Raw genomic sequence first — 17029 nt, 5'->3', positions numbered from 1 at the left:
GCTCCACGATGTCCACAAACAACTGGCCAGTTCACCCCCAAGATCCCGTCCCCTCGATCAAGCCCTCAAAACAGTGCATGGGATTGGCGAACAGCTCCGCTGCGTCGTAGGCGATCGCCCTGCGGCGAAATTGGCAAAACTCGGGCTTTATACGGTTGCGGATCTCATTTACTACTTCCCCCGCGATCACATTGACTATGCGCGCCAAGTCCCGATTCGGCAACTCCAAGCTGGGGAGACCGTCACCCTTGTGGGTAAAGTCCGCCGCTGCAACTGTTTTACCAGTCCGCGCAATGCCAAGCTGACCATCCTAGAAATTATTCTTCAAGATCGCACCGGAGAAATTCGCCTGAGTCGTTTCTATGCCGGGGCTCGCTATGCCCAACGGGGATGGCAAGAGCAGCAAAAGCGCCTCTACGCCCCCCAGACCCTTGTGGCCGCCTCTGGCCTCGTGAAGCGGACGAAGTACGGCCTCACCCTTGAGGATCCAGAGTTGGAAGTGCTGGATCATGCTGGGGCAGAAATAGACTCCCTCACCATTGGCCGGATTGTGCCCGTCTATCCACTGACGGAGGGGATATCGCCCGAGGTGATTCGCCGTGCGGTCGCTCGCATTCTGCCCTTGGTGCAAGGCTATCCTGATCCCCTACCGCAAGCGCTACGCCAACGTCACCAACTCATGCCCCTAGACATGGCGCTGCGTCACATACACTTTCCGCCAGATCAAACCCAACTGAGTCTGGCACGGCGGCGGCTGATTTTTGATGAATTCTTTTATCTGCAATTGGGGCTACTCCAACGGCGGCGACAGCAGCAACAGCAGGCCAGTGCCCCCCTCAAGCCCCAAGGGGAACTCATTGAGCAGTTTTACCAACGGTTGCCCTTTCAACTCACAGGGGCACAGCAGCGGGTAGTGGCGGAAATTTTGGCGGATTTAGAGCAGCCGATTCCCATGAATCGCCTTCTCCAAGGGGATGTGGGGTCAGGGAAAACCGTTGTTGCCGTGATTGCCCTATTGGCGGCAGTGCAGTCTGGCTACCAAGGGGCACTGATGGCGCCCACGGAGGTTCTGGCAGAGCAGCACTATCGCAAGCTCTTTGAGTGGCTTACCCCCCTCCATGTGCCGGTGGAACTGCTCACGGGCTCCGTACGCACAACCAAGCGACGCCGGATTCTCGATCAATTGGCAACGGGGGAATTGCCGGTGCTGGTGGGTACCCATGCTCTTATCCAAGAGGGGGTGAGGTTTCAGCGGCTCGGTCTAGTGGTGATTGATGAACAGCACCGCTTTGGGGTAGCCCAACGGGCAAAGCTACAAGCCAAGGGAGTCCTGCCCCATGTGCTGACCATGACGGCGACACCGATTCCCCGCACTCTTGCGTTGACTCTCCATGGAGATTTAGATGTTAGTCAAATTGATGAATTGCCCCCCGGTCGGCAGCCAATTCAAACAACCATCTTGGGACGGGGCGATCGCTCCTGTGCCTACGATTTAATCCGCCGTGAAGTCGCCCAAGGGCGTCAGGCCTACATTGTCCTGCCTTTGGTTGAGGAATCGGAAAAAGTGGATTTGAAATCCGCCATTGCCGAGCACAAGCGATTACAAACGGAGATTTTTCCCAATTTTCGGGTAGGACTCCTCCACGGTCGCATGGCATCTAGTGAGAAGGATGCAACGATTCAAGCCTTTGCCCAGGGGCAACTGGATATTCTTGTGGCTACCACGGTGATTGAGGTGGGAGTGGATGTCCCTAATGCTACAGTGATGCTCATTGAAGATGCTGAACGCTTTGGCCTATCACAACTCCATCAACTGCGGGGGCGGGTGGGGCGGGGTGCCCAACAGTCCTATTGTCTTCTGCTGCTCAATAGTGCTCGCAATGATGCTGCCAGGCAACGGCTGAATGTGCTGGCCCAGTCTCAGGATGGATTCTTTATTGCGGAGATGGATCTGCGGCTGCGGGGGCCAGGGGAGGTGTTAGGGACGCGGCAATCGGGATTACCAGACTTTGCTCTAGCTAGCCTTGTTGAGGATCAAGATTGCCTAGAAGCGGCACGATTGGCAGCGACTGAACTGATCGCAGAGGATCCTGAGTTACGGAGCTATCCTCTGCTGCAAGCCGCTCTCCAGCAACGGCGCGATCGCCTCCGCGAGACTATGATGAACTAAACTCCCGCCTTCAGGAGGGATATGTTAAATTTAGTTAAGAACCTGATAAAAAGCGCCGCCAATGAAAGTCTCTTGGAAAACTGCTCTCCTTTGGTCAATACCCCTACTGCTCATTGGGATTCTCCTATGGCAAGGGGTGAGCAACTTTATGCTCAATCAAAGTCAGCCTCCCCTGAATACTGCCAGTACGCGCATGAGCTATGGGCGATTCCTCACCTATCTAGATGCGGGTCGCATTAGTAAAGTCGACATTTTCGATAATGGTCGCACCGCCATTGTGGATGTCTCTGATCCGGAATTGATTAACGGCCGCCCCCTGCGGGTACGGGTAGATATGCCGGGGACAGCGCCAGAAGTCATTAGTAAACTGCGCGAGCAGCACGTAGAAATTGATGTGCATCCAGCTCGCAATGATGGTGCCCTGTTGGGTCTGTTGGGTAATTTACTCTTCCCCATCTTGCTTTTGGGCGGACTCTTTTTTCTTTTCCGCCGCTCCAGCAATGTGCCAGGGGGACCGGGCCAAGCGATGAACTTCGGCAAATCTCGCGCCCGCTTTCAAATGGAGGCCAAAACCGGCGTGATGTTTGATGATGTCGCTGGTGTTGATGAAGCCAAGGAAGAACTGCAAGAAGTGGTTACCTTCCTGAAGAAGCCGGAGAAATTTACAGCAGTCGGTGCTCGCATTCCCAAGGGGGTGCTGCTGGTGGGGCCGCCGGGCACTGGCAAAACGATGCTGGCCAAGGCGATCGCGGGTGAGGCAGGCGTCCCTTTCTTCTCCATTTCGGGCTCAGAATTTGTCGAGATGTTTGTTGGCGTCGGTGCTTCCCGCGTCCGGGATCTCTTCCGCAAAGCGAAAGAAAATGCCCCCTGCTTGATCTTTATTGATGAGATTGATGCCGTGGGTCGCCAGCGGGGTGCGGGGATTGGCGGTGGCAACGATGAGCGGGAGCAAACCCTCAACCAACTCCTCACAGAAATGGATGGCTTTGAGGGCAACACAGGCATCATTGTTATTGCTGCTACAAACCGTCCCGACGTCCTTGATGCAGCGCTGCTGCGTCCCGGTCGCTTTGACCGGCAAGTCATTGTCGATACCCCTGACATTAAGGGTCGTTTGGCAATTCTCAAGGTACACGCCCGCAACAAAAAACTGGCGCCCGAAGTGTCCTTAGAAGCCATTGCTCGCCGTACGCCCGGCTTTACCGGTGCCGATTTGGCCAACCTCCTCAATGAAGCAGCGATTCTCACGGCCCGTCGTCGCAAGCCGGCGATCACGATGCTGGAAATTGACGATGCCGTGGATCGGGTTGTTGCTGGTATGGAGGGCACACCACTGATTGATGGCAAGAGCAAACGTCTCATTGCCTACCATGAAGTGGGTCATGCCATTGTCGGTACGCTGCTCAAGGATCACGATCCGGTGCAAAAGGTAACCTTGGTGCCCCGTGGTCAAGCCCGGGGTCTTACTTGGTTCATGCCCTCAGAGGATTCAGGGCTGATCTCGCGATCGCAACTCATGGCGCGGATGGCTGGTGCCCTGGGCGGCCGGGCAGCTGAATACGTTGTCTTTGGCGATGCTGAAGTCACCACCGGCGCAGGCAATGATCTACAACAGGTAACGGCAATGGCGCGGCAGATGGTGACTCGCTTCGGGATGTCTGACCTTGGGCCGCTGTCTTTAGAAACCCAAAATGGCGAAGTGTTTCTCGGGCGCGATTTGGTGTCTCGAACCGAATACTCTGAGGAAATTGCCGCTCGCATTGATGCCCAAGTGCGGGAATTAGTGCAGCACAGCTACGAACTGGCCATTAAGATCATTCGCGAAAACCGGGTCGTCATTGACCGCCTGGTGGATCTACTGGTGGAAAAAGAAACCATTGATGGTGAAGAATTCCGCCAGATTGTTGCTGAGTACACCGTAGTTCCCGATAAAGAGCGATTTGTGCCCCAACTGTAGGGCACAAACATTATCCCCATCCCTGCTCCCCCAATTTACCCTGGGGGATTTTTTATGACTAGGACACCTAATCTCAGGGAAGCCCCCAATGGCTCACTCTGGATTCGAGTTTCTACCCTTGAGCAAGGCAATCCACTCTTCCACTTGGGCTGCGGCAATCCCGCGACATCCCAATCCAAAAGCCAGGGCGATCGCCACCGCAATTGAACCAAAAAGAAGGCCAAAGGCAAGGTTCACAATACTGGTAGCAACGCCCATGTGCTGGAGTGCCATTGCCCCCACAAACGTCATGATGGCAATTCGGGCCGCTTGGCCTAGAAAGCGGGCCTGGGAGGTTCCAGAAGCGGCGAGAATCCGAAACGCCAAATTGGCAAAGTATAGGCCCACGGCCAAGATGAGGATACCCACCAGTACCCGACCGAGGATGATCATCAAGGCGCTGACAAAGGCAGTCAGGGCAGGGATATCCAGCACATCCACAGCCGCGATCGCCCCAAAAAACATTGTTCCCACCAAAGTAACAATGCCAACCACTTCAGACGGTTGGCGCCAATGGGCAGGACGCTCCGCAGGTTCTACAGCCGTGGCAGGCAGAGATTCAATGCCCAACCAGACAAGAACCTGATCAAACCCAATTGTTTGCAGGAAGTTTTGCACCATCTCAGCCACAAAGCGACCGATGACATAGGCCAAAATGAGAATAATTGCGGCCGTAAAAATTCTTGGCAAGGCCGTCAGCACTTCATTGAGCATTGCCGTTGCCGGTGCCGTAATGGCTTGAATTTGCAGCGCCTCAAGGCTAGCGATCGCCGTCGGAATCAAAATTAGGACATAGATGATTGTACCGATAACCGTTGCCAGGGATTCACCCAGACTAGCCTGCCCTAGGCCCAAACGCTGGCCAATGCGTTGAATTCCCATAGATGTCATTAAGTTAATGACTAAGCTGCGCACAATTCGCGCAATAAACCAGCCAACAATAGCAATGATTACTGCCTTCAATATAAAGGGCAGTGTCCCTAGGATATCGTTTAAGAGATTTTGCACAGGCTGCAGCGAGCCTTCTAGATTAAGCACCCCTAAAATCAAGGGCAGAAAGAAGAGAAACACAAACCAGTAGAGAGTATTTCCCAACATCTCAGCCACAGACATTGTGGGAGTCCCCTCTGGAGTGTCCTCTTTTCCAGATTCCAGCGGTAATGAACGATCCAAATTGAGAGAACGGGCAGATTGAGTCACGAGCATTTTCGATATGGTTGCCACGACCCAAGCCAAATCCAAAAGCAGAATAGCAACCCCTAGTTTTGGCAGGAAAGTAAAAATTTGATTCAGAAAAGCATTGAGAGGCTGGGAAACTATTGTGAGTCGCAGCGCATCCAAGAAGGCCACCACTCCCAGCAAAAAGATGATCCAAAAAACAACTCCTGAGAGAATTGCTGTTAGTGATAGGTTTCGCAGCGATTCATTCTCACCCAAGAACTGGCTCAACCATTCATCAAGACGCAGCCGCTTCAAAATTGATCTTGTTACCCTTGCCAAAACAATTGCAACAATCCAACCAATGAATAACAAAGCAAGTGCGATGATCACCCGCACTAAAAGCCCCCACCAATTATCCAGACCTAAGGTAAGGCCAGCTGAATTTTCACCAACTATCTGAGAAGGTTCTGCAAGATCGACTTGTGCCAATAACTGTTCAATATAGTTTCTGTACGGAAATGTAGAAATAATAAAGAATGCGAGCTTACCCTGCATTACTCGTATCTCCAGTGAGAGCAGCAAAAACTAACCGAGAAATTCAGTCCTATAATAACAATGAAGTCAAGTTTCTGAAAACAGATTTTAAGTAAATCTTTAGGATACTGAGATACATTACAAGTTGCTAACCTTTAGTGCAATAAAGCTCTATTCCATAGAAGGAGATACAAAAAGATAAGAAACTAAAAGCAAACTACAGTTAACCGTGTTGACATGTCCAACGCAGCAGCCCATTGAATCGCCTCACCCACCGTTCCCTTGGGCATTCAATAATCAATAATGACTGAACCGTGTCCTTTGCCCTGCCCATAAAACTAGACTTTTGTCAAGTTATTGTCAATCTCTCAAGGGATTTGTGCCTCCAGTCACTCGGTCACCTTCTCCATAGGAAACAAAAATCCCCCACCACAGAGGCAGGGGACTAACAAAAGCTAACTAGTGAGTGGATCAACCAAACTTGGCTGCGGTTGAAGCAATTAGGAAGGCCGCATAGGTCAAGACATAGCCAACGCTGAAGTGTGCCAGACCCACCAACCGGGCTTGAACAATCGACAGCGCCACAGGCTTATCTTTCCAACGCACAAGATTGGCCAAGGGAGTGCGCTCGTGCGCCCATACCAAGGTCTCAATCAGCTCTTGCCAATAACCACGCCAGCTAATCAGGAACATGAAGCCCGTAGCCCACACCAAGTGACCAAACAGGAACATCCATGCCCACACCGACAGGTTATTGGTGCCGAAGGGATTGTAGCCATTGATGAGCTGGGACGAGTTCAGCCACAGGTAGTCTCGCAGCCAACCCATGAGGTAGGTAGAGTTTTCATTGAACTGGGCCACATTGCCTTCCCAAACACCCAAGTGTTTCCAGTGCCAATAGAAGGTTACCCAGCCAATGGTGTTCAGCATCCAGAACATCGCCAGATAGAAGGCATCCCATGCGGAAATATCGCAGGTACCACCACGGCCAGGCCCATCGCAGGGGAAGGCATAGCCGAAGTCTTTCTTATCTGGCATCAGTTTGGAGCCACGGGCATCCAACGCACCTTTGACCAAAATCAGAGTGGTAGTGTGCAAGCCTAGGGCAATGGCATGGTGCACCAAGAAGTCCCCAGGGCCAATCGTTAGGAACAAGGAGTTGGTACCACTATTGATGGCATCGAGCCAGCCGGGTAGCCAGACGTTGCCATAGTTCGGCCAAGCAGTGCTGGCAATGCTATCGGGATTCGACAGCAATGTATCAAACCCATAGAGTAGTTTTCCATGAGCTGCTTGAATGAACTGGGCAAAGACCGGCTCAATCAAGATCTGCTTCTCAGGGGTACCAAAGGCCACCACCACATCGTTGTGGACATAGAGCCCCAAGGTGTGGAAGCCCAAGAAGAGGGACACCCAGCTCAGGTGCGAAATGATCGCCTCTTTGTGTTGCAGCACCCGATCCAACACATTGCCCTTATTTTGGGCGGGATCATAGTCCCGCACTAGGAAGATAGCACCATGGGCAAAGGCACCCACCATCAAGAAGCCAGCAATGTACTGGTGATGGGTATAAAGGGCAGCCATGGTTGTGTGGTCCTGGGCAATGAAGGCATAGGGTGGCAGTGAGTACATGTGTTGTGCCACCAAGGAGGTGATCACACCCAAGCAGGCTAAGTGCCAACCCAACTGGAAGTGCAGTGAGTTGTTATAGGTTTCATAGATGCCTTGGTGAGGCATATTGAAGGGGCCTTCCACCTTAGTGCCAAAGAAGTCCTTGGCATCCATCATCTCTTTAATACTGTGGCCAATCCCAAATTGGGTGCGGTACATGTGACCCGCCACAATAAAGAGCACCGCAATGGCAAGGTGGTGGTGAGCCATATCCGTGAGCCACAGGGACTCCGTTTGAGGATGGAAACCACCCAAGAAGGTGAGAATCGCGGTGCCAGCACCCTGTGCCGTGCCAAAGAGGTGGTTAGCCGTGTCAGGGTTTTGGGCATAGACGCCCCAGTTCCCCGTAAAGAAAGGTGCTAGACCGGCGGGGTGGGGCATGGTGCTAAGGAAGTTATCCCAGCCCACGTGCTGACCACGGGACTCAGGAATGGCTACGTGAATCAGGTGGCCTGCCCAAGCTAAGGAGCTAACCCCAAATAGACCTGCCAAGTGGTGGTTCAACCGCGATTCAGCATTTTTGAACCAAGAGAGGCTAGGACGGAATTTGGGTTGCAAGTGCAGCCAGCCAGCAAAGAGAGCCAGCGAAGCCAGAATCAGCAGGAAGATGGCACCTTGGTACAGGTCACCGTTGGTGCGCATACCGATGGTGTACCACCAGTGATAGACACCAGAGTAGGCAATGTCCACAGGGTTAGAAGCCCCAGCTTGGGTGAAAGCGTCCACTGCGGCTTTGCCAAATTGGGGATCCCAGATCGCATGGGCGATGGGACGGGTGTTAACAGGGTCTTGAACCCATTGCTCAAAGTTCCCCTGCCACGCAACGTGGAATAAGCTACCAGACACCCACAGGAAGATGATGGCCAGATGTCCAAAGTGGGAGGCAAAAATCTTTTGGTAAAGATTCTCCTCAGTCATGCCATCGTGGCTTTCAAAGTCGTGAGCCATGGCGATGGCGTACCAAATCCGGCGTGTGGTCGGATCCTGTGCGAGGTCTTGGCTAAACTTCGGAAATTTAGTTGCCATAGTTGGTTATCTCCTCCTCGCCCCTATCCTACAGAAATAATTCGAGCTAGGAAGAATGCCCAAGTGGTGGCAATCCCCCCTAGGAGGTAATGGGCTACACCGACGGCACGGCCTTGAATGATGCTCAGGGCACGGGGCTGAATGGCCGGTGCAACTTTCAGTTTGTTGTGGGCCCAAACAATGGACTCAATCAGCTCTTGCCAGTAGCCGCGGCCACTGAAGAGGAACATGAGGCTGAAGGCCCAAATGAAGTGAGCACCCAAGAACAACAAACCATAGGCGGATAGGGCTGAACCATAGGAGCCAATCACCTGAGAAGCTTGTGCCCACAGGAAATCCCGTAGCCAGCCATTGATGGTGATGGCACTTTGGGCAAAGTTACCGCCCGTGATGTGAGATACCGTACCATCGGGGGCAACAGTACCCCAGACATCCGACTGCATCTTCCAACTAAAGTGGAAAATCACAACGGAGATGCAGTTGTACATCCAGAACAGACCCAAGAAGACGTGATCCCAACCAGAGACTTGGCAGGTGCCGCCACGACCGGGACCATCGCAGGGGAAGCGGAAGCCTAAGTTGGCTTTATCGGGAATCAGGCGAGAGCTGCGGGCAAAGAGTACGCCCTTCAGCAGAATCAGCACTGTCACGTGAATGGTGAAAGCGTGAATATGATGCACCATGAAGTCGGCAGTTCCCAAGACAATGGGCATCATGGCCACTTTGCCACCGACAGCAACCACATCACCACCAAAGGCGACACTAGCCGTCGCTGCTGCATTGGGAGCAGTGCCGCCGGGGGCTAGGGTATGTAAATTTTGCACCCATTGGGCAAACACGGGCCGAAGCTGAATCCCCGTATCGGAGAACATATCTTGGGGACGACCAAAGGCCCGCATCGTGTCGTTGTGGACGTACAGACCGAAGCTGTGGAAGCCCAAGAAGATGCACACCCAGTTCAGGTGAGAAATGATGGCATCGCGATGGCGCAGAACGCGATCCAGAACGTTGTTCTGATTCATGGCCGGATCGTAGTCACGCACCATGAAGATGGCACCGTGGGCAGCACCCCCCACGACCAGGAAGCCACCAATCCACATGTGGTGGGTAAACAGCGACAGTTGAGTTGGATAGTCGGTGGCCAAGTAGGGATAGGGGGGCATTGCATACATGTGCTGTGCCACAATAATGCTCAGGGAACCCATCATGGCAAGGTTGATCGCCAGTTGGGCATGCCAAGAGGTGGTTAGCACTTCATAGAGACCTTTATGGCCAGCACCTGTGAAGGGGCCTTTGTGGGCTTCGAGGATTTCTTTCAGGCTGTGGCCGATCCCCCAATTGGTGCGGTACATATGACCAGCAATGATAAAGAGGACGGCGATCGCCAGATGGTGGTGAGCCGTATCCGACAGCCAAAGGCCACCGGTAACAGGATTCAAGCCACCGTTAAAGGTCAGGAAATCCGAGTAGGCAGCCCAATTCAAGGTGAAAAAGGGAATAACGCCACTAAAGAAACCCCAATCCACTTTGGGATATAACTCGGCCATCAAGCTGGGGTTAAGAATAAACTCGTGGGGCAAGGGAATATCCTTAGCAGCAACCCCTGCATCCAAGAGTTTGTTGATGGGTAGTGAGACGTGGATCTGGTGACCTGCCCATGCCAAAGATCCTAACCCAAGTAAGCCGGCAAGGTGGTGGTTGAGCATGGATTCCACGTTTTGGAACCATTCCAGCTTAGGAGCGCGCTTGTGATAGTGGAACCAGCCTGCAAAGAGCATTAAGCCAGCCATGACCAAGCCACCGATTGCGGTGCAGTAAAGCTGGAACTCATTGGTGATCCCAGAGGCACGCCACAGTTGGAATAGCCCCGAGGTGATTTGGATGCCGTGGAAACCACCGCCGACATCACCATTGAGAATGCCTTGACCCACAATGGGCCAGACCACTTGAGCACTGGGCTTGATACCGGTGGGATCGGCCAGCCAAGCCTCATAGTTTGAGAATTTTGCACCGTGGAAGTACATCCCACTCAGCCAGATGAACACCACAGCCAGATGGCCGAAGTGTGCACTGAAGATTTTGCGGGAAATATCTTCAAGGTCGCTCGTGTGTGTATCAAAATCGTGGGCAAGAGCGTGGAGGTTCCAAATCCAGGTGGTGGTTTGGGGTCCTCGGGCCAAGGTGCGGTCAAAATGCCCAGGTTTTGCCCATTTTTCAAAAGATGTGGGCACCGGGTCATTATCAACCACGACTCTGACCTTTGGCTCTCGCTCCGGTGGACTGATGGTCATCGAGTCTCTCCTCTCTCTTAGGCAAGGAAGGAACGAGGGCATTCACCTCGAGAATATACAAAGATCTTTAGATCAGTGATTGTGAAGAATCGTGAATCTAAAGACCCACAATGGAACAATAAAGCCCGTTCAGGAGGCGAATGCTCAATTCAGCATTATAGAAGGGGAGTACAGACTTTGCCGATAATTAACATTATTTAAGATGCTTGAATTCTTGACATGATTGTGGGGGTATAAATGCATAATATATGGGCTATCATATCCATTGATTTGATACGGGTAGATGTGGCTCAATCCCCTGTAGAATGAGCAGTTGGGGCGATCGCGCCCTCGATAGTAATTGTTTTAAGTTTTATGACGAAAGTGATTATTTATACTACTGATGCGCCTATGCCCGTTGGTCCCTACAGTCAAGGCGTGCGGCAAGGGGACTGGATCTTTCTTGCGGGGCAAATTGCCCTTGATCCAAAAACGGGTGAGATTGTTGGTGGCGAAGATATCAGGGAGCAAACCCGCCAAGTGATGGAGAACCTCAGTGCTGTCCTCAAGGCCGCTGGCAGCGATTGGTCACAGGTGGTGAAAACAACTGTATATCTCGCCGACCTCAATGACTTCGCAGCCATGAATGAAATCTATGCTCAGTACATGGATACTGAGGCGGCACCTGCCCGTGCCTGTGTGGAGGTATCGCGGCTGCCGAAGGGGGTCAAGGTTGAAATTGACTGCATTGCCTACTGTCCTACAACGGCCTAACAGCAACCACTGAGGCACGGAAATTATATTCTTTGCCCTCTAGTTCTACGGGCGTCCCTACCTTGATGGCAGTATTCCCCAGTACAGGACCATTGTTCGTAATTTGGCCGCGGCCTTCGAGAGTCAAGAGCAGGTTGCTGCTAAAGGCCATCTCTGGACGGGGATCTGGCAGGGCTTTAACCGACCCATCGGGCTGGGAAACGGTAACCGTGCGCGGTAGAACCTGGACATTTTTCACGGTGACTTGGCCGTAGGGCTGGTTACGAATAATAAAGTTGGCGGTACTGCCCTTCGGGATCAGATCTTGGGGGGTAGGGGTGCTTAGGCCTAGGACTAGAATATCCACCTCAATCGGTTGTGCAGCGGTCATTTGTGCCAAGGAGGTGCCCGATCGCCCCGGCAGGAGGAATAACCCCGCCAAAACACACAGGAGAATAAGCCCTGCCCCAAGGTCTAAAAGACTCACCTTGCCAAAAAGGCGGCCATAGCGATCAATGAGTTTCATCGGCACTCTCGCTTAAACCCGCAGCAAGATTTTATCACACAGGTTCTCCCTAACTGGCTTGCCCAACCCAGAGTTCCCCCTGGGTACCCCTTGCTACGCTCCCTTGGGGTGCCAGGCAATGGTGGTGAAGTCATCGGAGGCTAAAGCCGTTGCCTCATGACTCTGGGATGCCATAGGACACAGGCTCTACACACCGACGGTTCCCCTTCACCATAACAAGTGTGCTTCAGTCTTGTGAAAGACCTAGACTAAACCGTTACGGAGGGCAACAACTGCCGCCTGCACCCGGTCATCCACCGCCAACTTGTTCAAAATACCGCGCACATGGGTCTTGACGGTATTCGGACTCAAAAATAGCTTGCCGGCAATTTCAGGATTACTGTAACCTTCCACCATTAGCTTCAGGACATCCAGTTCCCGCTGTGAAAGGTGATAGTCCATTGTCGGCTGGGGAGAATGCAGGTGCTGGATGACATGGCGAGCAATCTGGGGATCAAGGTAGGTGGCTCCCTCTTGGGCAGCCGCGATCGCCATCAGTAATCGCTCAACCCTTTCCCCCTTGATACAGTAGGCGTCGGCACCACTAGACAGGGCAGCAACAGCTTCAAGGGCAGATTGGTGAGAGGTGAGCATCACCACATGAATGTCAGGAAACTCTCGCTTCAGCCGCTGGGTAGCTGCAATCCCATCTAACCTTGGTAGGCCAATGTCCATAAGAACCACTTGCGGCTGTAACTGCCGTGTCAAATCAATGGCGCTATAGCCATCTTCGGCATAACCCACCACAGCAAACTGTTCCCCTAGGGCTTGTCCTAGCCCCAGTTGCATCATTGGGTCATCCTCAACAATCAGGAGCTGCAGCTTGGGTGCCATGGTGGGCGCAAAAGTGCATTAACCAAGACCCGGAACGTTCAAATTACCCGTCAACTCTTCCATCCGTTCCCGCATAGTGGCGGTGGATTTTTGGTACGCATCGCGCATGGCAGCTGTCACCAAATCGGAGAGCACTTCAGCCCCTTCACTCAGCAGATCGGGGCTGATTTCTACCCGCCGCGGCTCTTGGGTACCACTCATAATCACTTTCACGGCACCACCGGCGGCTTGACCCTCAATGTCCATTTTTTCAAGGTCTTCTTGAAGCTTCTTGGCGCCCTCTTGAACTTGCTGCGCTTTTTGGATAGCGGCGGCCAGCTCCTTCATTTTGCCAAGGCCGAAGCCAAAACCCTGTCCCTGTCCCATAGTGTTCTCTCTATACAGTGCGGACTATTGACTGCTATCTTATCACTGTCTTGATGAGGGATCAGCGAGCGGCACGGGCAAGGGCATTGTAGAGACCATTGAGGACGGGAGGGGAAGGGAGGGGTGGCGAGTTCTCGAAAATTTGCGTCGGGGTCAGGTTGGAGCGGCCATAGAAGCGGGTACTGGCGCCACGGTCAAAACTAATGTTGGCGCCCTCAAGGGCAACGCCGGCAAAAAGACCTGCACTGCGCGTGTAGGAAAAGACTTGGGGACTAGGGTCGGTAGGACTGATGACTTCTCCACCCACAGGGCCTGCGGCAACGGAGACATTGCCCCCTAAGCGAAAGGACCGCGCCAAGCTGCGCATGATGACGGATTTATCCATGAAGGCCAGCACGACATCGGTGGATTGGGCGCCGATTTGCAGGCCAAAGCTCCCACCGGTCATTGTAATAAAGGCAGGCTTAGTCCATTGGTTCTTTTCATTGCGTACAAGCAGAACGCCGGCACCACGCCGACCACCAAAGATAAAGCCAGCTTGAACCACATTGGGAATAATGGCAATCCCTTGGGCACGCTGGATAATTGTTGGGGGAATGCGATTGCTGCTATTGAATGTAAACTCGCCGAGGACAAATGTGGCGTTTTCGACCCGCTGCACCATGCGCGAATCGGGGGCATTTTGGGCAAGGGCAGTAGGGGGGATGAAAATCAGGGCGATCGCCCCCCCAATGACAGACCCTAGCCAGTGCAAGCGTCCCATTACAAAATGCAATTCCATCGCGGTCTCCCTCATCGCTGCCTCAATGTATCCTTAGACAGGTGAGCCTTTCTTACTTGTTCCATCCCTACAGCCCTTTTCCCAAGGCTGCAAGGGACACAACGCTGTCAAAGTGACTGTCAAAGCTCATCAACCGATCATCTCATTTTTGTTAGATGTACGCCGGCTTTCAGGGAGGGGTGTCATCAGGTCTGGCGGCAAAGCTAAAGAAAATCCATATTTTTAATTTTCTGTAACTGGTACCCCTCGTTGCTTACTAAAAGGGATATGGCAGAATGTAAAGGGCTTTGCCTACACTAGCGATTCATACCTATTTGGTTGTCTAGGCAGGCAGCTCTCATGAAAAGTTAGGTGGCACGCATGGAACCCCTGTATCAGTACGCTTGGCTGATTCCCGTTTTACCTCTGTTGGGAGCGCTGATTGTTGGCTTTGGTTTGATTGCCTTCTCAGAGACCACTTCGAAACTGCGGCGTCCCAGTGCCATTTTCATCATGGCGTTGATGGCGATCGCCATGGCGCATTCCCTGAGTCTCTTCTGGAGCCAAGTCCAAGGCCACGTCCCCTATACCCAAATGATTGAGTGGGCTGCGGCGGGCACTCTCCACATTGCCATGGGATACGTGATTGATCCCTTAGCGGCCTTGATGTTGGTCATCGTCACAACGGTGGCCTTTTTAGTCATGCTCTACAGCGATGGTTACATGGCTCATGATCCCGGCTACGTGCGCTTTTTTGCCTACTTGAGCCTGTTTGGTTCCTCAATGCTGGGGTTGGTGGTCAGTCCCAACTTGGTGCAGGTTTATATCTTTTGGGAACTGGTGGGGATGTGTTCCTACCTGCTAATTGGCTTCTGGTATGACCGCAAAAGCGCTGCAGAAGCGGCACAAAAGGCCTTTGTCACCAACCGAGTTGGGGATTTTGGCCTGCTGTTGGGGATGGTGGGCCTCTTTTGGGCAACGGGCACATTTGACTTTGCCGGCATGGGCGATCGCCTGACAGACCTGGTGAACAGCGGGCTACTCTCTCCTAGTCTTGCCGCCCTTCTTGCTATTTTGGTCTTTCTAGGGCCGGTGGCCAAATCTGCCCAATTTCCCCTGCACGTGTGGCTACCGGATGCCATGGAGGGTCCGACACCGATTTCTGCCCTGATTCACGCCGCAACCATGGTGGCCGCCGGGGTCTTCCTGATTGCGCGGATGTTCCCTGTATTTGAGCAATTGCCCCAAGTCATGGGGATCATTGCTTGGACGGGCGCCTTTACGGCGTTTATGGGGGCAACTATTGCCATCACTCAAAACGACATCAAAAAGAGCTTGGCCTATTCCACCATTTCCCAACTGGGGTACATGGTCATGGGGATGGGGGTAGGTGCCTACAGCGCCGGCCTCTTCCACCTGATGACCCACGCCTACTTCAAAGCGATGCTCTTCCTGGGATCGGGGTCAGTGATTCACAGCATGGAAGGGGTGGTTGGCCATAACCCAGACTTAGCTCAAGATATGCGCTACATGGGGGGGCTCCGCAAGTATATGCCCATTACGGGGGCAACGTTTCTAGTGGGGTGCTTGGCCATCTCTGGCGTGCCTCCCTTTGCCGGCTTTTGGTCAAAGGATGAAATTTTAGGTGCCGTCTTTCATGCCAACCCGGCAATGTGGCTGCTGACGTGGCTCACGGCTGGCTTAACCGCCTTTTACATGTTCCGCATGTACTTCATGACCTTTGAGGGCAAGTTCCGCAATGCGCCCCCAGAGCTACAGGAGCACCATGATCACGCTGCCCACCCGGATCACCACGCTGCTGAACCCCATGAATCTCCTTGGACAATGACGCTGCCTTTGGTGGTGCTAGCAATTCCCTCGACTTTGATTGGCTTTGTGGGCACTCCCTTCAATAACCTCTTTGAGGTCTTTATTTATGCCCCCGGTGAGGAGAGGGTGGCGGAGCACGCAGTGGATTTGACGGAGTTCCTCATCCTTGGGGGTAGCTCTGTGGGGATTGGCCTGATTGGCATCACTGTGGCCTACCTGATGTATGTCAAGGGCACCCCCCGTCCGCAGGCGATCGCCAAAGCCATTCAACCGCTGTACCAGTTCTCACTGCATAAATGGTATTTCGACGAACTCTATGAAGCGGTCTTTATCAAAGGCTGTCGGCGCTTAGCGCGTCAGGTTTTGGAAGTGGACTACAACGTTGTGGATGGCGTGGTTAACCTCACGGGTTTTGTCACGATGGTCACCGGTGAAGGGCTGAAATACTTCCAAAATGGCCGTGCCCAATTCTATGCCCTAATTGTGCTACTGGCGGTGTTGGGATTTGTCATCTTCTCAGTGCAAGCCTAGCCCCGGTCATCGTTCTTTCCCAACTGCTGGAGGAGTAAACACGATTGCCATGAGTACGTTTCCTTGGCTGACAACAATTATCCTGTTTCCCATTGTGGCTGCCCTGGCGATTCCTTTCATTCCAGATCCCACGGGCAAAGGACGCCCAATCCGCTGGTATGCCCTGACGGTGGGGTTGATTGACTTTGCCTTGATTGTCTATGCCTTCACCAATTTCTATGACCTGAACATCCCCGGCATACAACTGTGGGAAAGCTATGATTGGATTCCCGAAATTGGCCTGCGCTGGTCAGTGGGGGCAGATGGGCTCTCAATGCCGCTGATTTTACTCACGGGCTTTATTACCACACTGGCGATTTTGGCGGCTTGGCCAGTGACCCTGAAACCGCGACTGTTTTACTTTTTGATGCTGGCGATGTACGGTGGCCAGATTGCTGTTTTTGCCGTGCAGGATATGCTGCTCTTCTTCCTGGTTTGGGAATTGGAGCTGATCCCCGTGTACTTGCTCCTCTCCATTTGGGGCGGGAAAAAGCGCCTGTACGCCGCCACCAAGTTTATCCTC

11 protein-coding genes and 2 pseudogenes are annotated in these 17029 nt (G+C 53.0%); 5 read left to right on the top strand and 8 right to left on the bottom strand.

Going from position 1 to position 17029, the window contains the following annotated elements; genetic code table 11:
* Nucleotides 1-2170, top strand: a 2170-nt coding sequence (gene recG, locus H8Q75_RS00595; RefSeq protein ID WP_297039542.1) for an ATP-dependent DNA helicase RecG, incomplete at its 5' end; no start/stop codon positions are given.
* A 61-nt stretch (nucleotides 2171-2231) separates the two neighbouring features.
* Nucleotides 2232-4127, top strand: coding sequence for an ATP-dependent zinc metalloprotease FtsH2 (gene ftsH2, locus H8Q75_RS00590; protein ID WP_297039539.1), 1896 nt, complete (start codon nucleotides 2232-2234; stop codon nucleotides 4125-4127).
* A 93-nt stretch (nucleotides 4128-4220) separates the two neighbouring features.
* On the opposite strand, the gene H8Q75_RS00585 is transcribed toward ftsH2, so the two are convergent.
* The 4 genes and pseudogenes from H8Q75_RS00585 to psaA all read right to left on the bottom strand — a co-directional run bounded on the left by H8Q75_RS00585 (nucleotide 4221) and on the right by psaA (nucleotide 10849).
* Nucleotides 4221-5279, bottom strand: coding sequence for a mechanosensitive ion channel (locus H8Q75_RS00585; RefSeq protein ID WP_255325349.1), 1059 nt, complete (start codon nucleotides 5277-5279; stop codon nucleotides 4221-4223).
* A gap of 63 nt (nucleotides 5280-5342) precedes the next feature.
* Nucleotides 5343-5882 (bottom strand): annotated as a pseudogene (locus H8Q75_RS00580) (hypothetical protein); the annotation flags it as partial.
* Nucleotides 5883-6332: 450 nt separating this feature from the next.
* Nucleotides 6333-8558, bottom strand: a complete 2226-nt coding sequence (gene psaB / locus H8Q75_RS00575; RefSeq protein ID WP_024125654.1) for a photosystem I core protein PsaB — start codon at nucleotides 8556-8558, stop codon at nucleotides 6333-6335.
* Between the two features lie 23 nt (nucleotides 8559-8581).
* A complete protein-coding gene (gene psaA, locus H8Q75_RS00570; protein WP_024125653.1) occupies nucleotides 8582-10849 on the bottom strand; it encodes a photosystem I core protein PsaA in 2268 nt (755 codons plus the stop codon).
* A 354-nt stretch (nucleotides 10850-11203) separates the two neighbouring features.
* Here psaA and H8Q75_RS00565 point away from each other — a divergent pair, with 354 nt between their 5' ends.
* Nucleotides 11204-11602 (top strand): RidA family protein, encoded by a 399-nt coding sequence (locus tag H8Q75_RS00565; RefSeq protein WP_041429250.1) that lies wholly within the window; start codon nucleotides 11204-11206, stop codon nucleotides 11600-11602.
* On the opposite strand, the gene H8Q75_RS00560 is transcribed toward H8Q75_RS00565, so the two are convergent.
* The 4 genes from H8Q75_RS00560 to H8Q75_RS00545 all read right to left on the bottom strand — a co-directional run bounded on the left by H8Q75_RS00560 (nucleotide 11589) and on the right by H8Q75_RS00545 (nucleotide 14127).
* Nucleotides 11589-12107 carry a DUF4330 domain-containing protein gene (locus H8Q75_RS00560; RefSeq protein ID WP_024125651.1) on the bottom strand — a complete coding sequence of 173 codons (519 nt, stop codon included), beginning with the start codon at nucleotides 12105-12107 and terminating at the stop codon, nucleotides 11589-11591. The genes H8Q75_RS00565 and H8Q75_RS00560 overlap by 14 nt on opposite strands.
* A 243-nt stretch (nucleotides 12108-12350) precedes the next feature.
* Nucleotides 12351-12980: a response regulator transcription factor gene (locus H8Q75_RS00555; protein WP_024125650.1), complete on the bottom strand. Its 630-nt coding sequence runs from the start codon at nucleotides 12978-12980 to the stop codon at nucleotides 12351-12353.
* Nucleotides 12981-12998: 18 nt separating this feature from the next.
* Nucleotides 12999-13346, bottom strand: a complete 348-nt coding sequence (locus tag H8Q75_RS00550) for a YbaB/EbfC family nucleoid-associated protein (protein ID WP_024125649.1) — start codon at nucleotides 13344-13346, stop codon at nucleotides 12999-13001.
* A gap of 61 nt (nucleotides 13347-13407) precedes the next feature.
* Nucleotides 13408-14127, bottom strand: a complete 720-nt coding sequence (locus H8Q75_RS00545) for a lipid-binding SYLF domain-containing protein (RefSeq protein WP_024125648.1) — start codon at nucleotides 14125-14127, stop codon at nucleotides 13408-13410.
* 360 nt (nucleotides 14128-14487) lie between these two features.
* Between H8Q75_RS00545 and H8Q75_RS00540 the strand changes: the two genes are divergently transcribed.
* Nucleotides 14488-16467, top strand: coding sequence for an NAD(P)H-quinone oxidoreductase subunit 5 (locus H8Q75_RS00540; protein WP_024125647.1), 1980 nt, complete (start codon nucleotides 14488-14490; stop codon nucleotides 16465-16467).
* Between the two features lie 49 nt (nucleotides 16468-16516).
* Nucleotides 16517-17029 (top strand): annotated as a pseudogene (gene ndhD1 / locus H8Q75_RS00535) (photosynthetic/respiratory NAD(P)H-quinone oxidoreductase subunit D1); the annotation flags it as partial.

This window comes from Thermosynechococcus sp. OHK43 (genome assembly GCF_014466085.1).
Taxonomy (GTDB): domain Bacteria; phylum Cyanobacteriota; class Cyanobacteriia; order Thermosynechococcales; family Thermosynechococcaceae; genus Thermosynechococcus.
The sequence above is the reverse complement of the archived record's forward strand: the minus strand, read 5'-3'. Positions and strand labels throughout refer to the sequence as shown.

Coding starts and splice junctions, on each gene's coding strand:
- ftsH2 (WP_297039539.1), top strand. CDS start 2,232: ATGAAAGTCTCTTGGAAAACTGCTCTCCTTTGGTCAATACCCCTACTG.
- H8Q75_RS00585 (WP_255325349.1), bottom strand. CDS start 5,279: ATGTCTGTGGCTGAGATGTTGGGAAATACTCTCTACTGGTTTGTGTTT.
- psaB (WP_024125654.1), bottom strand. CDS start 8,558: ATGGCAACTAAATTTCCGAAGTTTAGCCAAGACCTCGCACAGGATCCG.
- psaA (WP_024125653.1), bottom strand. CDS start 10,849: ATGACCATCAGTCCACCGGAGCGAGAGCCAAAGGTCAGAGTCGTGGTT.
- H8Q75_RS00565 (WP_041429250.1), top strand. CDS start 11,204: ATGACGAAAGTGATTATTTATACTACTGATGCGCCTATGCCCGTTGGT.
- H8Q75_RS00560 (WP_024125651.1), bottom strand. CDS start 12,107: ATGAAACTCATTGATCGCTATGGCCGCCTTTTTGGCAAGGTGAGTCTT.
- H8Q75_RS00555 (WP_024125650.1), bottom strand. CDS start 12,980: ATGGCACCCAAGCTGCAGCTCCTGATTGTTGAGGATGACCCAATGATG.
- H8Q75_RS00550 (WP_024125649.1), bottom strand. CDS start 13,346: ATGGGACAGGGACAGGGTTTTGGCTTCGGCCTTGGCAAAATGAAGGAG.
- H8Q75_RS00545 (WP_024125648.1), bottom strand. CDS start 14,127: ATGGAATTGCATTTTGTAATGGGACGCTTGCACTGGCTAGGGTCTGTC.
- H8Q75_RS00540 (WP_024125647.1), top strand. CDS start 14,488: ATGGAACCCCTGTATCAGTACGCTTGGCTGATTCCCGTTTTACCTCTG.